The 21,944-nt window shown below is 70.6% G+C and carries 23 protein-coding genes; 8 read left to right on the top strand and 15 right to left on the bottom strand.

What is annotated here, in order from left to right; translation table 11 throughout:
- Positions 1-108: 108 nt before the first annotated feature.
- The 4 genes from epsZ to HG543_RS03820 form a co-directional block, all read right to left on the bottom strand.
- On the bottom strand, positions 109-1,584 hold the full coding sequence (epsZ, locus tag HG543_RS03805; RefSeq protein WP_343073270.1) for an exopolysaccharide biosynthesis polyisoprenyl-phosphate hexose-1-phosphate transferase EpsZ: 1,476 nt from the start codon (positions 1,582-1,584) through the stop codon (positions 109-111).
- 324 nt (positions 1,585-1,908) lie between these two features.
- Complete coding sequence (gene fdhD / locus HG543_RS03810; protein WP_169343266.1) at positions 1,909-3,324, bottom strand: formate dehydrogenase accessory sulfurtransferase FdhD; 1,416 nt, start codon at positions 3,322-3,324, stop codon at positions 1,909-1,911.
- On the bottom strand, positions 3,321-4,574 hold the full coding sequence (locus HG543_RS03815) for a molybdopterin molybdotransferase MoeA (RefSeq protein ID WP_169343267.1): 1,254 nt from the start codon (positions 4,572-4,574) through the stop codon (positions 3,321-3,323). The genes fdhD and HG543_RS03815 overlap by 4 nt, the downstream gene beginning before the upstream one ends.
- A 96-nt stretch (positions 4,575-4,670) precedes the next feature.
- Complete coding sequence (locus HG543_RS03820; protein ID WP_169343268.1) at positions 4,671-4,931, bottom strand: hypothetical protein; 261 nt, start codon at positions 4,929-4,931, stop codon at positions 4,671-4,673.
- Between the two features lie 165 nt (positions 4,932-5,096).
- Between HG543_RS03820 and mobA the strand changes: the two genes are divergently transcribed.
- Entirely contained in the window at positions 5,097-5,708 is a 612-nt protein-coding gene (mobA, locus tag HG543_RS03825) for a molybdenum cofactor guanylyltransferase (protein ID WP_169343269.1), read from the top strand.
- 9 nt (positions 5,709-5,717) lie between these two features.
- On the opposite strand, the gene amrS is transcribed toward mobA, so the two are convergent.
- Positions 5,718-6,806 (bottom strand): AmmeMemoRadiSam system radical SAM enzyme, encoded by a 1,089-nt coding sequence (amrS, locus tag HG543_RS03830; RefSeq protein WP_169343270.1) that lies wholly within the window; start codon positions 6,804-6,806, stop codon positions 5,718-5,720.
- 247 nt (positions 6,807-7,053) lie between these two features.
- On the opposite strand from amrS, the gene HG543_RS03835 reads away from it, so the two are divergent.
- Both HG543_RS03835 and HG543_RS03840 read left to right on the top strand, forming a co-directional pair.
- On the top strand, positions 7,054-7,371 hold the full coding sequence (locus HG543_RS03835) for a DUF3817 domain-containing protein (protein WP_169343271.1): 318 nt from the start codon (positions 7,054-7,056) through the stop codon (positions 7,369-7,371).
- Positions 7,372-7,536: 165 nt separating this feature from the next.
- The gene (locus HG543_RS03840; RefSeq protein ID WP_171817729.1) at positions 7,537-8,151 is read left to right on the top strand and encodes a TIGR02265 family protein; all 615 of its coding nucleotides are present in this window, start codon (positions 7,537-7,539) and stop codon (positions 8,149-8,151) included.
- A 3-nt stretch (positions 8,152-8,154) separates the two neighbouring features.
- Here the strand turns inward: HG543_RS03840 and amrB are convergent, their stop codons facing one another.
- Both amrB and HG543_RS03850 read right to left on the bottom strand, forming a co-directional pair.
- Positions 8,155-8,964 (bottom strand): AmmeMemoRadiSam system protein B, encoded by an 810-nt coding sequence (gene amrB, locus HG543_RS03845; protein ID WP_169343273.1) that lies wholly within the window; start codon positions 8,962-8,964, stop codon positions 8,155-8,157.
- A gap of 172 nt (positions 8,965-9,136) precedes the next feature.
- Positions 9,137-9,631: a hypothetical protein gene (locus tag HG543_RS03850; RefSeq protein ID WP_169343274.1), complete on the bottom strand. Its 495-nt coding sequence runs from the start codon at positions 9,629-9,631 to the stop codon at positions 9,137-9,139.
- Positions 9,632-10,017: 386 nt separating this feature from the next.
- Between HG543_RS03850 and HG543_RS03855 the strand changes: the two genes are divergently transcribed.
- Both HG543_RS03855 and HG543_RS03860 read left to right on the top strand, forming a co-directional pair.
- Complete coding sequence (locus HG543_RS03855; RefSeq protein ID WP_169343275.1) at positions 10,018-11,004, top strand: SDR family NAD(P)-dependent oxidoreductase; 987 nt, start codon at positions 10,018-10,020, stop codon at positions 11,002-11,004.
- A gap of 117 nt (positions 11,005-11,121) precedes the next feature.
- On the top strand, positions 11,122-11,679 hold the full coding sequence (locus HG543_RS03860) for a hypothetical protein (protein WP_169343276.1): 558 nt from the start codon (positions 11,122-11,124) through the stop codon (positions 11,677-11,679).
- Positions 11,680-11,755: 76 nt separating this feature from the next.
- Here the strand turns inward: HG543_RS03860 and HG543_RS03865 are convergent, their stop codons facing one another.
- The 7 genes from HG543_RS03865 to HG543_RS03895 all read right to left on the bottom strand — a co-directional run bounded on the left by HG543_RS03865 (position 11,756) and on the right by HG543_RS03895 (position 18,860).
- Positions 11,756-13,564 carry a glycoside hydrolase family 15 protein gene (locus tag HG543_RS03865; protein ID WP_169343277.1) on the bottom strand — a complete coding sequence of 603 codons (1,809 nt, stop codon included), beginning with the start codon at positions 13,562-13,564 and terminating at the stop codon, positions 11,756-11,758.
- 329 nt (positions 13,565-13,893) lie between these two features.
- Positions 13,894-14,793, bottom strand: a complete 900-nt coding sequence (locus tag HG543_RS03870) for a hypothetical protein (RefSeq protein ID WP_169343278.1) — start codon at positions 14,791-14,793, stop codon at positions 13,894-13,896.
- Between the two features lie 282 nt (positions 14,794-15,075).
- A complete protein-coding gene (locus HG543_RS03875) occupies positions 15,076-15,522 on the bottom strand; it encodes a hypothetical protein (protein ID WP_169343279.1) in 447 nt (148 codons plus the stop codon).
- A gap of 84 nt (positions 15,523-15,606) precedes the next feature.
- Positions 15,607-16,281 carry an O-methyltransferase gene (locus tag HG543_RS03880; protein WP_169343280.1) on the bottom strand — a complete coding sequence of 225 codons (675 nt, stop codon included), beginning with the start codon at positions 16,279-16,281 and terminating at the stop codon, positions 15,607-15,609.
- A gap of 36 nt (positions 16,282-16,317) precedes the next feature.
- Positions 16,318-17,253 (bottom strand): proline dehydrogenase family protein, encoded by a 936-nt coding sequence (locus tag HG543_RS03885; protein WP_169343281.1) that lies wholly within the window; start codon positions 17,251-17,253, stop codon positions 16,318-16,320.
- A gap of 25 nt (positions 17,254-17,278) precedes the next feature.
- Positions 17,279-18,157, bottom strand: coding sequence for an alpha/beta fold hydrolase (locus HG543_RS03890; RefSeq protein ID WP_169343282.1), 879 nt, complete (start codon positions 18,155-18,157; stop codon positions 17,279-17,281).
- Complete coding sequence (locus HG543_RS03895; protein ID WP_169343283.1) at positions 18,150-18,860, bottom strand: 1-acyl-sn-glycerol-3-phosphate acyltransferase; 711 nt, start codon at positions 18,858-18,860, stop codon at positions 18,150-18,152. The genes HG543_RS03890 and HG543_RS03895 overlap by 8 nt, the downstream gene beginning before the upstream one ends.
- 203 nt (positions 18,861-19,063) lie before the next feature.
- On the opposite strand from HG543_RS03895, the gene HG543_RS03900 reads away from it, so the two are divergent.
- From HG543_RS03900 to HG543_RS03910, 3 genes are all read left to right on the top strand, one after another.
- Complete coding sequence (locus HG543_RS03900) at positions 19,064-19,561, top strand: hemerythrin domain-containing protein (protein ID WP_169343284.1); 498 nt, start codon at positions 19,064-19,066, stop codon at positions 19,559-19,561.
- Between the two features lie 201 nt (positions 19,562-19,762).
- Complete coding sequence (locus HG543_RS03905) at positions 19,763-20,290, top strand: cell wall protein (protein ID WP_169343285.1); 528 nt, start codon at positions 19,763-19,765, stop codon at positions 20,288-20,290.
- A gap of 137 nt (positions 20,291-20,427) precedes the next feature.
- On the top strand, positions 20,428-21,306 hold the full coding sequence (locus HG543_RS03910; RefSeq protein ID WP_169343286.1) for a tryptophan 2,3-dioxygenase: 879 nt from the start codon (positions 20,428-20,430) through the stop codon (positions 21,304-21,306).
- Between the two features lie 23 nt (positions 21,307-21,329).
- Here the strand turns inward: HG543_RS03910 and HG543_RS03915 are convergent, their stop codons facing one another.
- Positions 21,330-21,695 (bottom strand): hypothetical protein, encoded by a 366-nt coding sequence (locus tag HG543_RS03915; protein WP_169343287.1) that lies wholly within the window; start codon positions 21,693-21,695, stop codon positions 21,330-21,332.
- Positions 21,696-21,944: the final 249 nt, after the last annotated feature.

Here is a 21,944-nt window from a genome sequence, read left to right on the forward strand (position 1 = left end):
GGGGCGGCGCGGGAAGCGCAGGAATTGCGCGAATCCCCGAAGAAAAACGGGCCCTGCCTCGCGAAGGAGGCAGCGCCCGTGGACGGCCGGATTCCCTGGTGCTTCCGCTCAGCTCGCGCCGCGGCCGGTGAGCACCACCGGCACCGTCTGGAGCAGCAGCGTCAGGTCGCTGGTGAGGCTCCAGTGGTCGATGTACTGCATGTCCAGGTACATCCACTCCTCGAACGAAATCTGGTTGCGGCCGGAGACCTGCCAGATGCAGGTGAGGCCCGGGCGCACGGACAGGCGGCGGCGCTGCCACGTCTCGTACTTCGCCACCTCGCTCGGCACCGGCGGGCGCGGCCCGACGATGCTCATCTCACCGCGCAGCACGTTGATGAACTGCGGCAGCTCGTCGATGGAGAACTTGCGGATGAAGCGGCCGATGCCGGTGATGCGCGGGTCGTTCTTCATCTTGAAGACCGGACCGGACATCTCGTTCTGCGCCGCCAGCTTCGCCTTCAGCTCCTCGGCGTTCACCACCATGGAGCGGAACTTGAGCATGTAGAACGGCTTGCCGTTCTGCCCCACGCGCAGCTGCTTGAAGAAGATGGGGCCCTTGGAGGTGAGCTTCACCGCCAGCGCGACGAAGGCCAGGAGCGGCAGCAGCATCCACAGCGCCACTGCGGACACGCAGATGTCGAACAGGCGCTTCATCGCCATCTGGTGCGGCTTGGGGCTCACCGCCGCGAAGTGCAGGAAGCCGTCGGACACCGCGCGCCGCTCGATGGGCCGGGCGCGGTCCAGGCGGAAGCTGTGCGCCGGCAGCGCGAAGGGCACGCCGAAGCGCTCGGCCAGCTTGATGGCCGCCTGCATGGACTCGCCCTGCTTCAGCGTGTTGCCCGCGATGTAGACCTCGTCCACCGCCGTGTTGCGGAGGATGTGCTCCAGGTCATCCAACGAGCCCATCACCTGCGCGGGCAGCTCGGAGGTGGAGCTGGTGTCGTCCTTGAAGCGCACGTAGCCCAGCACCTGGCGGCGGCCGCGGCGCACCAGGTCCTCGCCCGTGTAGCGGCCCATGGCGCCCGTGCCGACGATGAGCACCGAGTCCATGGGGCGCTCCTGCGCGGCCACCGGACGGAAGACGAACAGGCGCAAGAGCAGCGCCACCGGCCAGAAGACGACCAGCAGCGGCGCCACGCTCAGCATGTTCACGCTGTCCGGCAGCATCAGCCCCGCGAACGCCAGCACCGTCACCACCGCCAGCGTCGCCACGGACACCAGCGCCACGTGGTCCAGCTTGCTGCGCTCCACGAAGCGCGAGTCATACAGGCACAGCGCCGTGCCGGTGATGATCCACGTCACCAGCGCCGCCACGACCATGCCCGGGACGAGCCAGCTCGTGGCCGGCACCAGCTGGCCGTTGAGCCACCCGGCGGCGACCAGCACCCCCGACATCAACACGAGGTCCACCGTGAGGTTCAGCTTCGCCGCGAACCCCGGCGCGAGCTTGGGCGTCTGGACATCCTCGAACCCCTGGCCCTGAGAGGAAGCCTCAGGAGCACCGACCGCCGCACTTGCCGTTGCGCTGCTCATCGTCTCCACCCCCCTCTGCGCCGAATGCATACTTTCTTCCAGTTCGAGCAGAGGATGCCGTTGTGGCTAGAAATCTTCAAGTCGGAGAGAACTACAAAATGCCTGATGGGACAGCCCGTTGCAACCGCCGCCCCGCGACTAAGACGTGACACGAGGTGAATTCTTGGGATCGCCCGGACCTCGGTACCGGGTCGATGAAGCCCCACGAACACCCTGTCAGGTCTGCTTGCTTCCCACTGTGGCCGGACCTCGTCCCACGAGACTGCATGTACGGTGCCGGTCTGACTTCAGATCTCTCATGGCTGTGAATCGCGGAGCGTCAGGACTGAGGCGCTAAGGATTTCCGGGGGGTTGAGAAAGTGCGAGTCGTTCCGGGCCCGCGTAGACGTTGAAGCGGCCGTCCCGGACGAACGTTGCCAGCGTCATTCCGGAACGCAGCGCCAGTTCAATCGCCAGGGTGCTGGCTGCAGAAACTCCCGCCACGACGGGGATGCGGGCCATGGCGGCCTTCTGGATGATTTCGAAGCTGACGCGTCCGCTGACACAGAGCAGCACGGGTTGACGTGTCAGTGATGGGGTGCGGCTGACCCGCGTGGAGCGCACGGTACCCTCCAGGACGAGCGCGCCCACCACCTTGTCCACGGCGTTGTGGCGGCCCACGTCCTCGAAGGCGGCGAGGACCTGGCCGTCGGCGTCGAGCGCGGCGGCGGCGTGGACACCGCCGGTGCGGGCGAAGTTGCGCTGCACGTCTCGCAGGCGCTCGATGGCGCGGGCGATGACGTCGGGCCGGAGCACGGGGCCGGGCGGCACGGGCGGGCAGACGGCCAGCAGGTCCTCCACGCTGCGGCGGCCGCACACGCCACACGCCGAGGTGGTGAGGGTGCCGCGGCGGGCGGAGCGCACCCGCTCCACGTCCAGCACGGCGCCGGGCGCGGGCGTCACCTCCATCACATTGCCCCAGCCCTCCTCGCCGGGGCGGCCGCAGTGCGCGAGCCCGCCCAAATCCTCCACGCTCCGGAGGATGCCCTCGGAGAAGAGGAAGCCGGTGGCCAATTCGCGGTCCTGGCCGGGGGTGCGCATGGTGATGGCCACCGGGTCGCCGCTGACTCGAATCTCCAGCGGCTCCTCGACGGCGACATCGTCCTCTTGAGAGGAAGCGAGCTCGGCGCCGTTCCAGCGGCGCACCGGCCGGCGCGCCACCCCGCGCGAGTCCGCGGGGGACGGAGGCGTCATGCCACGGTCGGACTTCACCCGTGAGGCGAGCAGGTCCGAGACGGTGCGTACATCTCCTGCGTCGAGCACGCGCATGCCATCTGGGAGACCCGCGGGCAGAGGAAGCGAGCACGCGACCACCGCGAAAACCTCGGGGTGGGACGAGGCGAGCAGGGGGCCCAGTCCCTCGCGCCACACCTCGAGCTTCGGCAGCGGTCCGTCCTTCCAGCCCTCCACGAGGACCAGGTCCACGCCGCCGGAGAATCGCGTGAGTAACAACGGCAACGTACTTGCGGGAGCCTCGCCGGTGGTGAGCTGCACGCCAGCGGGCGTGGCGAAGCCGGTGAAGACGGCGCCAGCCTCCTGGAAGCGGGCGGTGTCGCTGTCGGGGCGGTGCAGTGGGTGCGCGTGCGACGAGTGCTTCACCACGCCCACGCGCAGGCCGCGCGAGGCCAGCTCCGGGACGAGCTTCGTGAGCAGCGTCGTCTTCCCGGCGCCGGACCAGCCGACGATGCTGATGGCGGGCACGGCGCTCATGCGGAGGCACCGTCGGCCGGGGCGTAGGCGGCGCCGTGGAACAGCTCCACGTCCACGACGTCGCCCTCGGCGAAGTCGGCGCGGCCCGGAGGCAGCACGGCCCAGCCCTCGCCCTGGACGTTCTGGAGAATCTGTCCGGCGCCCTGCACGCGCAGGCGCGCGACGGGCGCTGCGTCGTCGCGGGCCTCCAGCGTGGTGGTGATGAGGTACGTGAGGCCGGCCTGCTTGTGGCGCGGCGCGGAGAGGCGGGCGCGGACGCGGCGGCGCGTCTCCAGTACGCCCTGGCGCTTGAGGAGCAGTGGGCGCGCGAGCTGGTCGAAGGCGACGGTGGCGGCGCCGGGGTTGCCGGGCAGCACGACGACGGTGGTGTCGCCGAGGCGGGCCACGGCCACGGGCTTGCCGGGCTTGAGCGCGACACCGTCCACGACGAAGCGGGCACCGAGCGCGGTGAGCACGCGCTTCACGTGGTCCTTGTCGCCCACGGAGGCGCCACCGGTGGTGACGAGGACGTCCACCTGGGAGGCGAGGCGGGCGAGGGTGTCGCGCAGCTCGGCCGCGTCGTCGCGCGCGCGGGTGAGGTGGCGCACGTCGGCGCCGGCCTCGCGGGCGAGCGCGGCCACGAGGAGCAGGTTGCTCTCGTAGACCTGATGCGGCAGGGCGGGCTGGCCGGGAGGGACGAGCTCGTCGCCGGTGGCGAGCACCGCCACGCGCGGCGCGGGGCGCACCCAGGCGGTCGTCTCGCCCTGGGAGGCGAGCACGCCGAGCACCGCGGCATTCACGGGCTGACCGGGCGCGAGGAGGGGCGTGCCGGTGACCACCTCTTCCCCCGCGCGCACGATGTCGTGGCCGGGAGTGACGGTGATGAAGACGTCCACGTGCGCGCCGTCGTCGTGGGCGCGCGCGGCCTCCTGGCGGACGATGGCGTCGGCGCCGGAGGGAAGCGGGGCGCCGGTGAAGATGCGGGCGGCCTCGCCGGGCTGGAGGACGCGGGAGGGCAGGGCGCCGGCGTAGACGGTGTCGACGACGCGCAGGCGCGCGGGGTGGTCGCGGTTGGCGCCCCGGGTCTCCTCGGCGCGCACGGCCCAGCCGTCCATCGCGGAGGTGTCACAGCCGGGCAGCGAGCGCGACGCGGTGACCGCGGCCGCGAGGAAGCGGCCATGGGCGTCGAGGAGGGACACGCGCTCGGGGGCCGCGGGGGCGATGGCATCGAGCGCGGCCTGCCGGGCTGTGGAGAGGGGCGTGAGCGGCATCCGTCGGGCGCGCAGCCTACGCGGGGAACCCTGGCGCTTGTCCACGGGCTGCTGATGGCCGTTCGCTTCCCTACCCCCCATCCGGGAGCGGGAGCGTCAGGTGTGCCGGGAGCGTGTCAGCTCGATGAGGAACAGGACGAGCAGGGAAACGCCCAGGGCCATCGGGGCCAGCGCGGCACCCACGATGAGGCCAATCACGGTGAAGAACCCGTCCCGGGGGCCGGGGGAGTTGGGGAGCCAGTCGAGGATGAAGCCAGACGACGCGGGTCCCAGGAAGCCGAGCGCTGACACCGCGAGGCAGACGAGAACGGCCTTCGAGCGCTTCATCGGCTGGACGGGTGGAAGTGTAGCATTCATGGGCAGCGACGATAGCAAGGCGGGTGCCGGACCCGCTTGGAGCCGGTCTCACTCGTGCCGCGAGCGAGGTTGCGCAGGGGAGGGCACGCATGCCGTGCACTCCGCTGCACAGTGAGGCGCGGACCTGGGTCCCGGGTGACGCCGCCGAAGAGGGGAGCGCGAAAGATGGACGCTGGGGTGGAGTACCCGGACGTGACGCTGGCCATCATCGCGGGAGGCGAGGGCCGGCGCCTGTCGGGCGTGCCGAAGGGGCTGCTGTCGGTGGAGGGCCGCACGGTGGTGGAGCGGCTGCTCTCCCTGGCGCCGTGCTTCGGGGATGTGCTGCTGGTGGCGAACGTGCCGGAGCCCTATGCGCGCTTCGGGGTGCGCACGGTGGCGGACGTCGTGCGGGGGAAGGGAGCGCCGGGAGGTGTGCACGCGGCGCTGGTAGCGGCGCGCACGCGGTGGGTGGTGGCGGTGGCGTGCGACATGCCCTTCGTCGGGCTGGAGGCGCTGCGCGTGTTGCTGGGCGCGAGGGCGGACGACGTGGACGCGGTGGGCTTCGAGGTGGCGGGGAGGCTGGAGCCGTTGCTCGCGGTGTACCGGGCGGAGCTGGCGGAGGCGTGGGGACGCTCGCTGGGGGAGGACCCGTCGCTGCGTCAGCTCCTGTCACGCTTCCGGGCGAGGCTGCTGCCAGAGGGCATGCTGCGCGCCGTGGACCCGGAGCTGCGCTCGCTGGTGAATGTGAACACGCCGGAGGACCTCGCGCGGCACGGTGTCACACTGCCCGCGAGGTGAGCGCCGGCTTCACGCCCCCGACGTTCCCAGGGCAATCCGCACCGGAATCCGCCGTGCCCCGAACGCGCCCGGCTCCGCGTCGAACCGCCCCGGCACGTCCGCGCCACAGTCCGGGCACCGGCCCTCCGGCGTCACGCGGTAGGAGAGCAGCTCGTACCAGTCACGGACGATGAGCGCCGTGCCGCACCCGCCGCACAGCGTGGTGCCGCCGTCGCTGTCATGCACGTTGCCCGTGTACACGTACCGCAGCCCCGTGCGCCTCGCGATGTCCCGAGAGCGGCGCAGCGTCGCCGGGGGCGTGGCCGGCACGTCCCGCATCTTGAAGTCCGGGTGGAACGCCGTGAAGTGCAGCGGCACGTCCGGCCCCAGCCGGTCCATCATCCACTCCGACAGCCGCGTCACCTCCTCCTCCGAGTCGTTGTGCCCGGGGATGAGCAGTGTCGTCACCTCGAACCAGACGCGCGTCTCGTGCTTCAGGTACTCCAGCGTGTCCAGCACCGGCTGCAGGTGCGCGAAGGTGACGCGGTGGTAGAAGTCCTCGCTGAACGCCTTCAGGTCCACGTTGGCCGCGTCCATCTTCGCGTAGAACTCGCGGCGCGGCTGCGCGTGGATGTAGCCCGCCGTCACCGCCACCGTCTCCACGCCCACCGCGTGGCACGCATCCGCCACGTCCATGGCGTACTCGGCGAAGATGACCGGGTCGTTGTACGTGAAGGCCACGCTCTGGCAGCCCGTGCGCACCGCGTACCGGGCAATCGCCTCGGGCGAGGCCTCGTCCGCCAGCGTGTCCTGCTCGCGCGACTTGGAGATGTCCCAGTTCTGGCAGAAGCGGCAGCCCAGGTTGCAGCCGGCCGTGCCGAAAGACAGCACGCTGCTGCCCGGGTGGAAGTGGTTCAGCGGCTTCTTCTCGATGGGGTCCACGCAGAAGCCCGACGAGCGCCCATACGTGTCCAACACCATCCCCTCGCCCACGCGCTGGCGCACGAAGCAGAAGCCGCGCTGCCCCTCGTGCAGCTTGCAGTCGCGGGGACACAGGTCGCACTGCACGCGCCCGTCCTCCAGCGTGTGCCACCAGCGAGCCGGAAACGCCGTGCTCATTGTCGAAGTCCTCCCCCGGCCCGGCGCTGGCGGCAGCCTTCCGCGCGCATGCGGGCCTCGAACGAAAGACATCCCTAACGGCGGACGCCCCATGTCGCCGCGCCCTCCGTGCCACGCTCGCGTGCTCGCGCTCCAGCCAGCATCACGCGCCGGTCGGCCGCCCGGAGGACCTCCGCCAGGCGCCCCTGGGGTGCGTCACCGGGACGCATGGACCCGGACGGCCGGAGATGCGAAACAGGGACCCGAGATGCTGAAGACCCCTCTTGGACGTTTCCGCGCGGTGGCCCTGGCGGAGGGCCTGTCCTTCGTCGTGCTCCTCTTCATCGCCATGCCGCTGAAGTACGGCGCGGGCATGCCGCTGGCCGTGAAGTACGTCGGCTGGGCGCACGGGCTGCTGTTCGTGCTCTACCTCTTCGCCCTCATGGAGGCCGCCATCGCATGTCGCTGGTCGCTCGTGCGCGCGGTGGGGGCCTTCATCGCGTCGCTGGTGCCGTTCGGCACCTTCGTGCTCGACGCGCGGCTGCGGCGCGAGGAGCAGGCGACGTCCATCCAGCCCGCTCCCTGAGCGTCCCCCGGGCGCACGCTCGGAGCGCCCGTCCGCACCGGACGTACCGCATCGGCTCCGAGGCACCGGACCTGCCGCGCCAGGGGCCCCGGACGGGTCTCCAGGATTTCGCGCGGGCGCGGAAGCCATGCGAGCATCCCGCGCGATATGCGCCAGGGAATGACCATGGAACGCGGCAGGTGGGACACGCCTGAGGACGTGGAGCGCGAGCTGTCCTCGCGGCTGGCCCTCGTGGAGCCCACGGAGGGGATTCGTGGCATGCACTTCGCCGCCGTCCTCGACACCGTGCGCTTCCTCGGCGGCGAGCAGGCCGTGGCTCGCGTCGTCGAGGGCGGGGACTACCCGAAGGACCTCGACCTCTCCGAGCTGTACCCCGTCCCGCCCTTCATGCGCCTGTTCTTCTCGGCGGCCAGGATGCTGGCGCCGCAGCTTGGCGGCGTCGAGGAGGCCATGCGGCAGATTGGTGTGCAGGGCACGCTCGCCTTCATCAACTCCATGTTCGGCGCCGAGGTCCGGCAGCAGGTGGGCATGGAGCCGAAGCGGCTGGTGGAGATGCTCCCCGAGGCCTACCGCATGGCCATCAACTTCGGCGAGCTGCAGGTGCAGTGGACCGGCCCGCGCGCCGGCCGCATCGTCATGAACCGCATCTTCACGCCCGTCGCCTACAACGAGGGCATGCTCGAGGGCGCCCTCCAGGCCGTGGGCGCCCAGGACATCCAGGTGCGTGGCTGGCAGACCTCGCTGCTGAACAGCGAGTACATGCTGGCCTGGGGCGACTGACGCTCAGGCCCGCGCGCCGCCTTCGCCGGCCGGATAGAAGGCGAAGGCGCCGTAGCCCACCACCTCGTCACGTCCGCCCGCGGTGTCCCCCGAGCTGCGCAAATCCAGCAGCCTCGGGTGCAGGCCCCGCTCGCGGGCCGCCAGCAGCAGCCCGCTGATGGCCGCCGCGCCGCACGCGTTCCCCGCGTCCAGGGGACTGTCGAGCGCGAGCACCCGCTCGGCCGTGTGACGGTCCACGACCCGGGCCTCCTCGTACGGGAGGTAGTGCGACAGGTCCGAGCTGATGACGGGCAGCACGTCCGCGTCCCACAGCGCGTCGAGCACCTCCGCCACCTCCTCGGCGCGCGCGCTGCCCACCACCAGGGGAAGCACGCGGAAGCGCCCCAGCACGCGCTGGAGGAAGGGAAGCTGCACCTCCAACGAGTGCTCCGCCTCGTGCGCCTCCGTGGACGCCGTCACCTGCCGCAGCGCCGAGGCGCGCCGGCGCAGGTCCTCGTCCAGCGGCACCTCGCCCAGCGGCGTGCACAGCGTGTCCACGTCCGGCCAGGCCAGCCCGCGCAGTGGCAGGAAATGACAGGGTCCCAGGAGCAGCACTCGCGGCGGCGTGTTCCCCGGCGCGCGAAGCGTGGCATAGGCGGTGGCCGCCACGGGGCCCGAATACACATACCCCGCATGGGGGACGATGAGCGCCGCGGGCCTGCCGGGAGCGGAACCGGCGGCCTGCTGGAGCCATTCGTCCACCTGGTGGGCCAGGACGGAGGGGCTGGCGGGATAGAACGAGCCCGCCACCGCGGGAGGGCGTACGCGAGACATGGTCCTCCAACCGGTCAGTCCGCCGGGGTCCTTTGACAAGCATGACATGCGGGCCCCCCGTCCTCCCAGCCGGGACACTGCCGGGCGGGCAGGGAATGATTGGAATTGCACCCGCGGGAGCGCCCGGGATGCAATCTTTTGCACGTGTCTGTGTAAGGAGTACCCCGGCGCCTCAGGGGCGGGCGTCAGGAAGCCGCTTCAGCCCGGGGACGAGCCGCGCGGCCGCGTCCTCGAACGTGGCCGGGTCCGAGTGGACGCGGATGAGCTCGCCGGTGCGGGAGAAGTGCTTGGTCACGTTCACCGTGAGGGACACGAACTTCGAGGCGACGAGGATGTGGACCTCGCGAAGGCGCGCGCGCTGCTCCTGGAACCAGGCCGTCCAGGCATTGCTCACCACCGCCGTGGCGCCTTCCGTGGCCCGGGTGTCCACCAGCAGGTCCAGGGGGGCGTGCTGGCCCAGCTCGGCGCGGAGGAGCTCGAAGATGGTGTCGCCAATCTCCCCCCGGTCGAACCCCTGGATGCACACCAGCATGGCGCCAGGACGGAGCCGGGTGACGGTATAGGTGACGCCGCCCGCGCTCAGCGTCAGTGAACCGTCCGGCAGTTGCTCCCGCTTCATGTCCCCCACGTAGCACGGCGGACCCTCGCGAGGGAGTCGCGCCTTCACGCGGTGTCCGCTCCTGGGACGCGCATGTCCCGGAGGCGAGCGCCACGCGGGCCCGCACACCCCGTTTCCACTGGGAGTTCGCCATGGCGCCCCATGGCGCGGTGCTTGCTATCTGGGTCCACGGCGCAACCGAAGCGACTCGCTCCGCGCACTCCTCCCCGGCGGCCCGCGCCGCTGGGAGCGCGAGGCGAGCGGACAGGGGGCCGGCCGGGCTCCTACTCCTCCACCGGCCGACCCCCTCGTCCGTGTTGCCCTTCCCGCTCCCTGCATGGGAGCGAGCGTGGGGCAGGCGGCCGGCCGGGCAGAGGCGGCGGGCCGGTCGCCGTGCGGAAGGGTGCGCAGCATCGTCCCGAGGAACCACACACCGTACGAGGGGACGTGCGCATATGGCCCGCCGCGAGGAGCTGAAGGGGAAGGTCGCCATCGTCACGGGGGCATCCAGCGGCGTGGGCTGGCAGTCCGCGCTTCGCCTGGCCGAGGAGGGCGTCAAGCTGTGCGTCACCGCGCGGCGGCGCGAGGCGCTGGAGGTGCTCCAGAAAGAGGTCGAGGCCCGGGGCGGCGAGTGCCTCGTGGTGCCCGGGGACGTGACGGTGGCCGGGGACGTGCGCTGGGTGGTGAGCGCATGCCTCCAGCGCTACGGCCGCATCGACATCCTGGTGAACGACGCCGCGGTGCAGACGTATGGCTATTTCGACCAGCTCCCGTGGGAGCACATCCAGCGCACGCTGGAGGTGTCGTGCCTGGGCTACCTGCGCTTCGCCCACGCGGTGCTGCCCCATTTCCGCGAGCGGGGCAGCGGCCACATCCTCAACGTCCAGTCCATGTTGTCCGAGGGCGCCGCGCCGCTGCTGTCCGCCTACGTCGCCGCGAAGCACGCGACGCTGGGCTGGGCCAAGGCGCTGAAGCTGGAGCTGCACGGCACCGGCATCCAGGTGTCCAACGTCCTGGTGCCGTCGGTGTCCACGCCGATGTTCGACCATGCGCCCACGCAGTTCGAGCGTAAGCCCGTGCCGGTGCCGCCCACGTACGACGTGGACCTCGCCGCGCGCGCGGTGGTGAAGTGCGCGCGCAAGCCCGGACGCACGGAAATCCCCGCCTTCCTCCAGGGCACGATGCTGCTGTGGATGGACCGGGTGGCCCCCTTCGTGGGCAACCTCATCCTGGGGCGCTACGGCCGGCGGATGCAGCAAGCCCGCGAGCCGCTGCACCGGCCCGACGGCAACCTCTTCCAGCCGGTGTCCCAGGGCGTGGGGGCCTACGGGAGCGTGCCGCCCACGCCGGGGTGGAAGCGCTTCACTGCCGTGGCGGGCCTGGCGGCATTGGCGGGCGGAGCCGTTCTGGGGGCCCGGGGACTGGCCCGCGCGGTCCGCTGATACGGTATTGCGCACACGCCTGACGAAAAAACACGTGCTCCCCCGTGCCCTTTCGCTAGAAGGGCCGCCGAGCGCCCGGGAATGCAGTCCGGGCTTACGCAACGGAGGGACGCTTCAATGCAGGCAAACAAGTGGCAGTTCCTGGCCGCGGTGGCCGGGCTCATGGTGTCGCTGAACGCGGGTGCGCAGGAGACGGGCGGCGCTTTCGGCAGCCCCGGGCGGCTGGTCATCGGTACGGATGCTTCCGCGAGCCTGGGCTACGGCACCTACGGTGAGAGCGACGTCGGCTTCTTCGTCCTCGAGCCGAGCGCCGACTACTTCATCAAGCAGAACCTCTCCGTGGGTAGCGCGCTGCGCATCCGCGCCTACTTCGGCGACGCGGACGCCACGGCCATCGGTCTCAACGTCCGCGGCGGCTACAACATCCCCGTCGGCGACCGGGTGTCGGTGTGGCCGAAGGTCGGCCTGACGCTGCAGCTCGGGGATGAGCAGGTGCTGCCGCTCGCCGGCGTGCTGCCCACCGACGCCACGCTGGCGTTCGACATCTACGCGCCCTTCCTCTTCCACCTCACGAACAACTTCTTCGTGGGCGGCGGGCCCCGCCTGGACCTGGGCATCGGCGATGACGTGGGCGTCGTGTTCGGTCTCTTCAGCACCATCGGCGGCCACTTCTAATCACGAAGTCAGGGTGATTTCCGGGCCCCGGGCGTGACGGTCTTCCGTCGCGTGCCGGGGCCCGGCTTTTTTCCCGTCAGTGGCTCCGCCAGCACCCCGGGCGCTGCTGGCCGGGGCCCACCCCGTCGCAGGACAGCTTCTGCGCGGTGCTCACCAGGGCCAGGTGGCTGAAGGCCTGCGGGAAGTTGCCCACCATGCGGCCGGCGCGAGGCTCGTATTCCTCCGCCAGCAGGCCCACGTCGTTGCTCAGCCCCAGCAGCCGCTCGAACAACTCGCGCGCCTCGTTCCGGAGGCCCAGCATCAGCAGCGCGTCCGCCAGCCAGAAGCTGCAGGCCAGGAAGACGCCCTCGCCCGGGGGCAGGCCGTCCTGCGTCTCGTGCGTGTGGTAGCGGCGCACCAGTCCGTCGTGGCACAGCTCGCGCTGCACGGCCTCCACGGTGCCCCGCACGCGCGGGTCCTCCGGTGGGAGGAAGCCCACCAGGGGAATCAGCAACAGGCTCGCGTCGAGCGCGGTGCCTCCGAAGGTCTGCGTGAAGGTGTTGCGGCGGGCGTCGTAGCCGCGCGCGCAGATTTCCGCGTGCACCTCGTCTCGCAGCGCCTTCCAGTGCTCCACCTGCTCGCCGGCCACGCCCCGCAGCGCGGCGGCCTTCACCGCCCGGTCCAGCGCCACCCACGCCATCACCTTCGAGTGGGTGAAGTGCTGCCGGCCGCCGCGCACCTCCCAGATGCCCTCGTCCGGCTCGCGCCAGCGCTCCTCCAGGCAGCGAATCAGGTGAACGGCGACGTCCCAGCCCTCCTGGGCCGGAGGCACGCCGCGCAGGCGGGCCTGGTAGAAGCAGTCGAAAATCTCCCCGAAGACGTCGAGCTGGAGCTGGCCCACGGCCGCGTTGCCGATGCGCACCGGGCGCGAGGCCTCGTAGCCCGGCAGCCAGGACAGCTCCACCTCGGTGAGGCGGCGCTCTCCGGCCACGCCGTACATGATTTGCAGCTCGTCCGGCTCACCGGCCACCGCGCGCAGCAGCCAGTCGCGCCAGGCGACGGCCTCCTGCGTGTAGCCGGCGTTGACGAGTGCCAGCAGGGTGAGGGTGGCGTCGCGCACCCAGCAGAAGCGGTAGTCCCAGTTGCGCACGCCGCCCAGGCGCTCGGGCAGGGACGTGGTGGGCGCGGCGACGAGGCCACCCGTGGGCGAGTAGGTGAGCGCCTTGAGGGTGATGAGCGAGCGCACCACCTGCTGGCGCCACGGGCCCGTGTACGTGCAGTGGCTCACCCAGTGGTGCCACCAGCGCTGCGTCTCCACCAGCGCGCCGATGGGGTCCGGACGCGCGGGAGGTGACAGGTGCGACGGGTACCAGGAGAGGACGAGCGGCACGCGCTCGTTCTGGCGGAGCGTGAAGTCCGCCACCACGGTGGCGTTCTCCTCGCGCAGCGGCAGGTCCGCGTGGAGGAAGAGGGCGTCCGGGCCCGCCTTGGTGATGGCACCGCCGGGGGACAGGTTGAGCCACGGCGTCCGGTCGCCGTAGCCGAAGCGGGGCGACAGCTCCATGCGCATGGGTACCTCGCCGGACACGCCCTCCACGATGCGGATGAGCTCCGGCGAGTTGGAGCGCACGGGCATGAAGTCGAAGAGGCGCACGGTGCCGGTGTCCGTGTGCAGCTCGGTCTCCAGGAGGAGGGTGTCGGGCTGGTAGCGGCGGCGCACGTCGCGCACGGGGATGCGCGGGGCGACGCGCCAGCGGCCATGGTCCACGTTTCCGAGCAGCGCGGCGAAGCAGGCATCGGAGTCGAAGCGGGGCCAGCACAGCCAGTCGATGGAGCCGTCCCGTCCGACGAGAGCGGCGCTCTGGGTATCTCCGATGAGGGCGTACGCTTCGAGGGGCAGCGCCATCCGTGAAAGGTAAGGAGCGCGAGGCCCATCCTTCGGGCGCCTCCCCGCCCAGGTCAGGAAGCGGGGGGGAGGGCAGGCGCCCGGTCGCTTTCCACGGTGGAGCGACGTGGCCCGAGCGAAAGGCTCGTCACATGGGCCCCGTGCGGCGGGCGCTCAGCGAGGCCGAGGAGCGTGACGTCGGCTCCCGGGAGGTCCGCTCAGCGAGGCAGACGGAGCGTGACGTCGGCTCCCGGGAGGTCCGCTCAGCGAGGCCGAGGAGTTCGACGTCGGCCTCCGGGAGGTCCGCTCAGCGAGGCCGACGGAGCGTGACGTCGGCTCCCGGGGGCCGTTCAGCGAGGCAGACGGAGCGCGAGGTCCTCGTCCCCGGGGAGCGAGGTCAGGTCCACGCGCGTCTCCTCCACGCCGCCGGTCGCCACCATCGCGTTGCCCCGGTGGGTCAGCCGAAGGCCGAGGTGGATGGAGCGCGTCCGCGTGCAAGGAGCGTAGAGGAGGATGAGGTTGGCAACCTCGGTGGAGACCTGGGGCGCCACCGGGCGGGGCTTGTCCACGTAACCCGAGCGGAGGACGCGATCGTCCGTCAGACGCAGACCCACCATGCGCCCGTTGCGCACGTGCGCCGTGAGGTCCACGGCCACCGTGCCTTCGGCGGGAACCTTCACACCGCTGAGCACGGCCCGGACGGCCGCGGCGATGTCGTTCGAGGTCTGTCGCGGCGGGAGGGCCCCCTGGCGCAGAGGCAGCGTGCGCGCGCCGGTGGGACGGAACGTCTGGACGACGTCGCTCGATTCGACGCGCCAGGAGGACTCGCCGCGATGCAGCCGCAGGTACACCTCGCGAGCCGGATGCTTCATGGCGGCGACGAGGGCCCTCGTCACCTCGCGCTGCAGGGCCTCCGCGTTCGGGGTGGGCTTCCCCTGCTTCCCGCCGCGGTTCTCGGCGACGAAGTTCGTGAGCGTGAGCGCGCCCTGCTCGGACCAGAAGGTGAACTCGAGCCGCGAGTCCACGTCGCGCACGCCGCTGGCCACGGCCCACACCCGCGCGGCGACGTTCGCGGCCTCCTCGCTGCCCGCCTTGATGTCGATGAAGGACGGACGCTCCGGGTCCACGTGGCCACCGGGGCCGCCCCCGCGCTTGGGAGTGCCCGCGCAACCCGAGACGAGGACGGCGAGCAGCACCGCGCCCGCGAGGTCACGGGCCATGGAGAGACACCGGATGGGACGCAAGGACATGTCACACCTCCAGCGAGCGAGTCGTGCCCGGGTGATGCGAGCCCAAGGATTTCAGAGAGGTCTGACAGGGCTCCGTGAATGAACGGACGTTCGCGTGAGCCCGGCGCTGACAGTCAGCGCCGCGGGTCGTGGGTCAAAGTCCATTGCGCCACGTTCGTTCGCGGATGCCGCCGTCGTTGATAGGGATTCCTGACGGCGTGACGGAACCATGAGACTTCGCGTGGGCCCCTTCCGCCGGTGACCAGCGGACAGCGGATCGCCCCGGAGGACGAGGCACGCCAGTCAGCGGGTCATCGAGGTGAACATCGCCTCCGTGACGAGTCCGAACACGGCCGTCTGCGCCACGAGCCACGCATGCTCCTCGATGCTCCAGCCGCGGGGAGATTCCGTCGCGCGCAGCACGGGGAAGCTCGACAGCTCCAGCGCGAGCACGCCCAGGCCGAGCAGCAGGCCCGGAGGCACCGGACCCGCCGGCGCCGACTCGCGCGCGAGCGCCCAGCCAACACCGAGCATGGGCCCGTAGATGGCGCGCATCGCATCCCCCCAGCGGCGGGCCTGGGCGGGGGACAATTCCACGTGGAGCGTGGAGCGGGCCAGCCGCGCGGCGATGTGGCGCGCGGCGTACGGAGGCGGACCGCCGAGCACCCGGTTGCGCAGCGCCACGAGGGCCCGGAGCGCCACGGTGCCGGTGACTCCGGCAATCAATGCCTGGGGAAACGTCGCGCCCATGTTCGTGTCCAACCCCAAGGTGGGGCGCGGACCGCGAGGCCCTCAAGGGTGGGCGGGGCGCCGAGCAGCCCCCCGGTGCCCCGGCTACGGGTCCGCGACCACGAGCGCCATCGCGAAGCCGTCATATCCCTTGCTGCCCACGGTCTGGAGGGCCGTGGCGCTCACCCGGGGCTCGGCGGCGAGCATGTCATACAGCTTCCGCACCCCCTGGATGTGAGGGTCCGGGTTGGCCGCGTCCACCACCGCGCCGTTGCGCACGACATTGTCGATGATGATGAGGCTGCCACGGCGCGACAGCTTCAGCGCCCACTGGAAGTAGTCCGGATTGCTGCGCTTGTCCGCGTCGATGAAGACGAGGTCGAACGGGCCCACGCCCTCCGCCTGGAGCTTCGGCAGGGTCTCCAATGCCTTTCCCACGCGCACGTCGACCACCTTCGCCAGTCCCGCGCGAGCGAGGTTGGCGCGCGCCACCTCGGCATGCTTCGGGTCCAGCTCCAGCGTCGTCATCCGGCCATCCGGAGGCAGCGCCCTCGCGAGCCAGATGGTGCTGTACCCGCCCAGCGTGCCCACCTCCAGGATGGTGCGCGCCCCCTGCATCCGCGCCATCAGGTGCAGGAACTTGCCCTGGTTGGGCGCCACGTTGATGGCGGGCAGGCCCGCCGCGTCGCTGGCATGGAGTGCCGCCTCCAGCGCCGCGTCATGCGGCACGAGCTGGTCGGTGATGTAACGGTCAACGTCCATCCATTGCTGTGTGCTCATGGCTTCTCCCCCGTGCGCTTCCGCGAGCGAGAGATATCACCCGCGCACGAGGTTGCGCATGACGAACCACAGGTTGGCGGGGCGCTCGGCCAGACGACGCATGAAGTAGGGGTACCAGTGCCGCCCATACGGCACGTAGACGCGCACCGGATGGCCCTCCTTCGCGAGCCGCTCCTGCAAGTCCCTCCGGATGCCATAGAGCATCTGGAACTCATACGCCCCACGCGGCAGGTTCTGCTTCGCCGCGTAGTCCAGCGTGGCGTCAATCATGCGCTCATCGTGCGTGGCGATGCCGTGGTACACGCCGCTGTCGAGCAGCACCTTCATGCAGCGCACGAAGTTGGCGTCCACGTCCGCCTTGTCAGGGAAGGCCACGTCCGGGCCCTCCAGGTACGCGCCCTTGCACAGCCGGATGCGCACCCGCTCCTGGCACAGCGCTTTCGCGTCCGCCTCGGTGCGCCGCAGGTAGCTCTGCAGCACCGCGCCCACGTGCGGCTCGCCGAACTCCGCGTGCAGCTCACGCACGATGTCCAGCGTCACCTGCGTCACCGCGCTGTGCTCCATGTCGATGCGCACGAAGGAGTCGCGCCGCTTCGCGTCCTCCACCACCGCGCGCGCGTTCTCCAACGCCAGCGCCTTGTCGAACAGCACGCCGCACTGGGTGAGCTTCAGCGACACGTTGGCCTTCACGCCCACCTGGTCGATGCGCGCCAGCAATCGCTGGTACTGGCGCACCTCGTCGCGTGTCTCCTCCGGCGTCTTCACCGCCTCGTTGAGGTGGTCGAAGGACGCCATGAGGCCGCGCGCGGTGAGGGCCTTCACCGCGTCCACCGCCTCCTCCAGCGTCTCTCCGGCGATGAAGCGCGAGGCCATCTTCCGGAAGGGACGCATGCGCGTGGCCAGGTCCTTCAGGCCTTCCTGGCGGGACAGGTACAGCAGGGCGGAGCGGGACAGTTGGTCGGCGGCGGTCATGGTGTCTGGAGTAACGGCGGCGATGTCAGACGGCGTGCTTGAGGAGGAAGTCTCCGACGAGGCTGTTGAAGGACTGTGAGTGGCTCATGTACGGCAGGTGGCTGGCCTGCCGGAGCACCTCCATGCGGGCGCCAGGGATGCGCTCGGCCACGTCGCGCGCGGCCCAGCCGGGCACCAGCAAATCCCTGCCACCCTGGATGACGAGCGTGGGCACGCGAATCTCGTGGAGCCGGTGCAGGAAGTCCGCCGCCAGCACGTCTCGCAGGCGGCGCAGCAGCTCCATGGAGGACAGCCGCCGCGCCTCGCGGACGATTTCCGCGCGTCCTTCCGGGGGCAGGTACATGCCGCCCAGCACCCTCGCCACCGTGGGCGCGAAGACATACGCCAGCGGCCGGGGCGAGCGCACCAGCGTGGACAGCGTCAACGCCAGCCGGCGGATGCGGCGCACGCTGGCCACCGGCGAGATGAGCACCAGCGCCTTCACCCGCTCCGGGTGCGCCAGCGTGTAGGCGATGGACAGCAGGCTGCCATACGACGAGCCCAGCAGCGCGAAGCGCTCCGGCAGCAGGGCCTCGGCGTGGTTCAGCACGGCGAGGTTCCATTGCAGCGGCGTGTGCGTGGCCGGGGTGCGCAGGGGCGGCGTCCACAACAGCAGGCGCAGTTCGTCCGCGAGTGGCCCCATGGGCGCGAAGGAACGCCCGCTGGCGCCCAGTCCCGGCAGGCACACCACGGTGCGGGATTCGTCCTGGGTGCCCTGGGGAAAGGTGAACAGTCGCACCGGCGTGCCACGGACGAAGCGCTCCTCGTGGAGGAGGTGCTCGTAGCCGGACTGGATGTCCTCCACGTCCGGGACGAGCGGCGGGCTGCGGTGGCTCACGGCGGGAGGGGACGAGGCATCAAGCATGGCAGGCCCTCAGGAGCAGCCGCCGGACGCTGGCGGCGACGCGGTGCCGGAAGGCTAACAAGCGGGATTCGGGCGCGTCCGGAGGGGGCGGCTCGTGCGGCTCGCCCACCGCGAAGGTGAGCTGCACGGGCAGCGGGCCCATCACCAGCGGCATCCGGTACTTGTCCCCCCGGGCCAGCTGGAGGCACAGCCGCTCCTCGGCCGGAGGCCAGAAGAAGGCGTCGTCCACCCCGAAGCCGGCGAAGGGCACCACCGGCACGCCCGCGCGCGCCGCCAGCCGCGCGAAGCCCAGGGCCCGCTCCCAGCGCAGCCGGTAGCGCCCCTGGCTGCGTTTGAAGGTCTCCCGCGCCCCGCCGGGGTAGCAGACGACGAGCTGCCCGGCCTCCAGCGCCGCCAGCGCGTTCTCCCGCGTGCCCTCGATGCCGCCCAGCCAGGGCAGCACGGTGCGCACCAGGGGGATGCGGAAGAAGCCGTGCTCGGCCAGGCCCACCGGGTAGCGGCCTGTCGCTTGATGAACGAGGTGGAAGAAGGCGGGCGTCTCGTAACCCCACACGCCATGGTTGCCCACCAGCAGCACGGGCCCGTCCAGGGGCAGGTGCTCGGCGCCCAACAGCTTCGCGCGGTGGTACAGGGCCGACAGCTCCGCGCCCTTTTCGGCGAAGCGGAACACGGCCCGGCGCAGGCTGGCGAGCGAGGCTTCCACGGGGAAGAAAGATGGAGATGCCCCCGCGCTCCGGCACCCAGACCCTGCCGCGAAGGCAGGCCGCCAGGCAGGCGCCCGCCGCCCGCAATCCCTCCAGCGGACCGAACGGACGGTCGGAACCCGACAGGTTGTCAGGATATTTAATGGCTGACTGAAGGTCTGCTCTGGTTGTCTGCCTGTACCACCATGTCGAACGTTGGGACATGGGCAGCCCGTTCGACATCCTCATCGAGCAGCACCGGGAGCTGGAGGAGCGCTTCGAGCGGCTCGTGTCCGACGCCGACTTCGAAGATGCGCGAGGGGAGGTGGCGGAGCTGCTGGAGCTGTTGCGGCTGCACTCGCGACTGGAGGAGCGCTGCTTCTATCCCCTGCTCATGCAGGTGGAGGGACGCGACCGGACCCTGCAGGAGGCCGAGGACCACCTCACCATGCGCGAGCTGATGGACGAGCTGGAAGACCTGCCACCCGGTCACCCCGAATGGCAGGCGCGCCTGTTCGCCCTCGAGGACCTGGTGGTGGCGCATTTCCAAGAAGAAGAGAACGCCATCCTGCCACGGTTGGCCAAGGCGCTGGACCCCCTGCAACTGGATGAAATCCGGCGTGATTTATCGGCCACCCGCGAGGAGCTCCTCGCGCGCACCCAGGCCTTCCACATCCCCGGACGGGGCCCCCTCCTGGAGTCCCTCCGCTGGGACGGCTGAGGCGCCTATACCCCTTCCCGAAACACCGGGAAACAGGTGAGACCTGCGACAAAAGGGCTGTCGGGACGTTGCAGAGTCACAACTTTTATCGCTTCCTTTAGACAAATCCTTTTTTGGAAGGTATGGGTATGGCTGCATCACAAGACAGCATCCCCCCTTCTTTGACCTACCCCCCTCGTTTCCCAGGTGAGGATTCAACGAATGTCCGTGGACAAAGCGTTTCGGGACATGATCCGCAACGAAATCGATGCGCAGCTCAAGCCGCTCCGTGACGTGGTGTCGCGTCTGGAGGCGGGCACGGCGGATCTGGACGCGCTTCGCAACGTGGCCGAGCGGCTGGCGCCGCTGGCCGAGGTCGTGGGCCCCCTGTTCGGCGCCAACGCGCCGGCGGCCAAGGCGGGCCGTCGTGGGCCGGGCCGTCCTCCCGCGCGCGCCGCGGTGAGCGCCCCGCCGGCGGCGGGTGGCAAGCGCCGCGGCCGCAAGCCGGCGGCCAGTGGCACCGAGGGCTCGCGCGCGTGCGCCATCATCGGCTGCGGCAAGCCCAGCCGCACCAAGGGCTACTGCGCGGCCCACTACCAGAAGCTGCGGATGCTGGAGAAGACCAACCGCCGGCCCTCCGCGTGGCGGGACTACGCCGAGCCGGACTCCGTCGAGGACATCAAGCTGCCGCGTGGACGCGCCGCGTCCAAGGCGTTGGCGGCGGCCGCCCAGGCCGGCAACGCCGGTTAGCCTAGCGGCACGCTGCCCCGGCCCGGGCAGGAACGTGACCGCGCCCCCGTCTACCGTGCTCCCATGCCGTGCAGGGAGAGGGTTCGGGGTTCGTCCGTGCGAGAGAGACTTGCTCGCGGGGACTCGCAGGAGCATGTATGCCCGGGCCCATGAACAAACGAGACCTGGAGCCTGGAATCCTCACCGACCTGGCCGGTAGGACCACGTACGGTGAATACCTTCAGCTCGACCGGCTGCTGTCGGCGCAGGTTCCGCGCTCGCAACCGCCGCATCACGACGAGCTGCTCTTCATCATCCAGCACCAGACGAGCGAGCTGTGGATGAAGCTGCTCATCCACGAGCTGAGCGCGTGCATCCGCTATGTGCAGGCGGACCGGCTGGAGCCCTCGTTCAAGATTTTCGCGCGGGTGGCGCACATCCAGCGGATGCTCTTCGAGCAGTGGAGCGTGCTGGAGACGCTCACGCCGAACGAGTACCTGGAGTTCCGGGAGACGCTCGGCAGCGCGTCGGGGTTCCAGAGCTTCCAGTACCGCGCGGTGGAGTTCCTGCTGGGCAACAAGGACCCGCAGGCGCTGGGGCCCTTCCGCCACGTGCCGGCCATCCACAGCGAGCTGGAGCGGCTGTTCGAGTCCCCCAGCCTCTACGACGAATTCCTTCGCCACCTGGCGCGCATGGGGCACAAGGTGCCGCAGAGCCACGTGCAGCGCGACTGGCGCACGCCGTACGAGAAGAGCCCCGAGGTGATGGAGGTGTTCCGCCGCATCTACGAGGACACGGACGCGCACTGGGATGCGTATGAGATGTGCGAGAAGCTGGTGGACACCGAGGAGCGGTTCCAGCTCTGGCGCTACCGCCACATGATGACGGTGATGCGCATCATCGGCTTCAAGCAGGGCACCGGCGGCTCGTCGGGCGTGGGCTTTTTGCGCAAGGCGTTGGACCTGCGCTTCTTCCCGGAGCTGTGGGACGTGCGCACGGAGCTGGCGCCGCCCACGGCCCGCAACCGGGGGCCGTGAGCGGTTGACTCAGCGAGTACCGCTCACTGCCACTGGCAGCCCTTGATTTTCTTGCAGAAGGCCGGGTTGGTGGCCGTCTCGCACTTTGGCGCCAGGCCCATGCAGGTCCGGGTGGCGAAGGAGTAGGCGCACCCCGGCTGGCTGCTGCAGAAGGTCTGCCCATAGACGGCGCAGAAGGTGGCCTTGCCGGTGCAGCGGCCGCCCTCTTCGGACGCGGCGGTGGACTCGCCCTTCTCCGGCTCCGGCTTCGCCTTGTCCCTGGCGGAGCCGGCGTCCTGGGCGGCGGGCGTACCCGCGTCAGGGGTTGGAGGGGCCTTCGCGCTGGCGGGAGAACATGCCAGCAACACCGCCACCGCGGCGCCCGAGAAGAGACCCAGACGACGCACCATGCGCTGAACCACGACTCCGTCCTTTCAGATGGCGGAGCCCGGCCCCCCTCCGCCCATGTGCTGGCGAGGCACTCTAGAGGCGCATTCCCTCCGGAGCGAGGGGGGCACGGTGATGACGTTGGCGGAGAGGGCGGGCATTCGACCGGCGCGGAATGGCTGGTTGGACGGTTGCCCTGCGTCCGGCCCGCGTGGACTGCCCATTCCGGGGCCGCTCCCTAGCTTGAGGAGACCCACACCTTCGTTCCCTCA

The organism is Pyxidicoccus fallax (genome assembly GCF_012933655.1).
Taxonomy (GTDB): domain Bacteria; phylum Myxococcota; class Myxococcia; order Myxococcales; family Myxococcaceae; genus Myxococcus; species Myxococcus fallax.

Excerpts from the sequence above, each read along its gene's own strand:
- amrS (WP_169343270.1), bottom strand. The coding sequence starts at position 6,806 with ATGAGCACGGCGTTTCCGGCTCGCTGGTGGCACACGCTGGAGGACGGG.
- HG543_RS03910 (WP_169343286.1), top strand. The coding sequence starts at position 20,428 with ATGCCCGGGCCCATGAACAAACGAGACCTGGAGCCTGGAATCCTCACC.
- HG543_RS03880 (WP_169343280.1), bottom strand. The coding sequence starts at position 16,281 with ATGAGCACACAGCAATGGATGGACGTTGACCGTTACATCACCGACCAG.
- HG543_RS03875 (WP_169343279.1), bottom strand. The coding sequence starts at position 15,522 with ATGGGCGCGACGTTTCCCCAGGCATTGATTGCCGGAGTCACCGGCACC.
- HG543_RS03820 (WP_169343268.1), bottom strand. The coding sequence starts at position 4,931 with ATGAATGCTACACTTCCACCCGTCCAGCCGATGAAGCGCTCGAAGGCC.
- HG543_RS03835 (WP_169343271.1), top strand. The coding sequence starts at position 7,054 with ATGCTGAAGACCCCTCTTGGACGTTTCCGCGCGGTGGCCCTGGCGGAG.
- HG543_RS03870 (WP_169343278.1), bottom strand. The coding sequence starts at position 14,793 with ATGTCCTTGCGTCCCATCCGGTGTCTCTCCATGGCCCGTGACCTCGCG.
- mobA (WP_169343269.1), top strand. The coding sequence starts at position 5,097 with ATGGACGCTGGGGTGGAGTACCCGGACGTGACGCTGGCCATCATCGCG.
- HG543_RS03855 (WP_169343275.1), top strand. The coding sequence starts at position 10,018 with ATGGCCCGCCGCGAGGAGCTGAAGGGGAAGGTCGCCATCGTCACGGGG.
- HG543_RS03860 (WP_169343276.1), top strand. The coding sequence starts at position 11,122 with ATGCAGGCAAACAAGTGGCAGTTCCTGGCCGCGGTGGCCGGGCTCATG.
- HG543_RS03900 (WP_169343284.1), top strand. The coding sequence starts at position 19,064 with ATGGGCAGCCCGTTCGACATCCTCATCGAGCAGCACCGGGAGCTGGAG.
- HG543_RS03890 (WP_169343282.1), bottom strand. The coding sequence starts at position 18,157 with ATGCTTGATGCCTCGTCCCCTCCCGCCGTGAGCCACCGCAGCCCGCCG.
- HG543_RS03905 (WP_169343285.1), top strand. The coding sequence starts at position 19,763 with ATGTCCGTGGACAAAGCGTTTCGGGACATGATCCGCAACGAAATCGAT.
- HG543_RS03840 (WP_171817729.1), top strand. The coding sequence starts at position 7,537 with ATGGAACGCGGCAGGTGGGACACGCCTGAGGACGTGGAGCGCGAGCTG.
- HG543_RS03915 (WP_169343287.1), bottom strand. The coding sequence starts at position 21,695 with ATGGTGCGTCGTCTGGGTCTCTTCTCGGGCGCCGCGGTGGCGGTGTTG.
- amrB (WP_169343273.1), bottom strand. The coding sequence starts at position 8,964 with ATGTCTCGCGTACGCCCTCCCGCGGTGGCGGGCTCGTTCTATCCCGCC.
- HG543_RS03865 (WP_169343277.1), bottom strand. The coding sequence starts at position 13,564 with ATGGCGCTGCCCCTCGAAGCGTACGCCCTCATCGGAGATACCCAGAGC.
- fdhD (WP_169343266.1), bottom strand. The coding sequence starts at position 3,324 with ATGAGCGCCGTGCCCGCCATCAGCATCGTCGGCTGGTCCGGCGCCGGG.
- HG543_RS03885 (WP_169343281.1), bottom strand. The coding sequence starts at position 17,253 with ATGACCGCCGCCGACCAACTGTCCCGCTCCGCCCTGCTGTACCTGTCC.
- HG543_RS03815 (WP_169343267.1), bottom strand. The coding sequence starts at position 4,574 with ATGCCGCTCACGCCCCTCTCCACAGCCCGGCAGGCCGCGCTCGATGCC.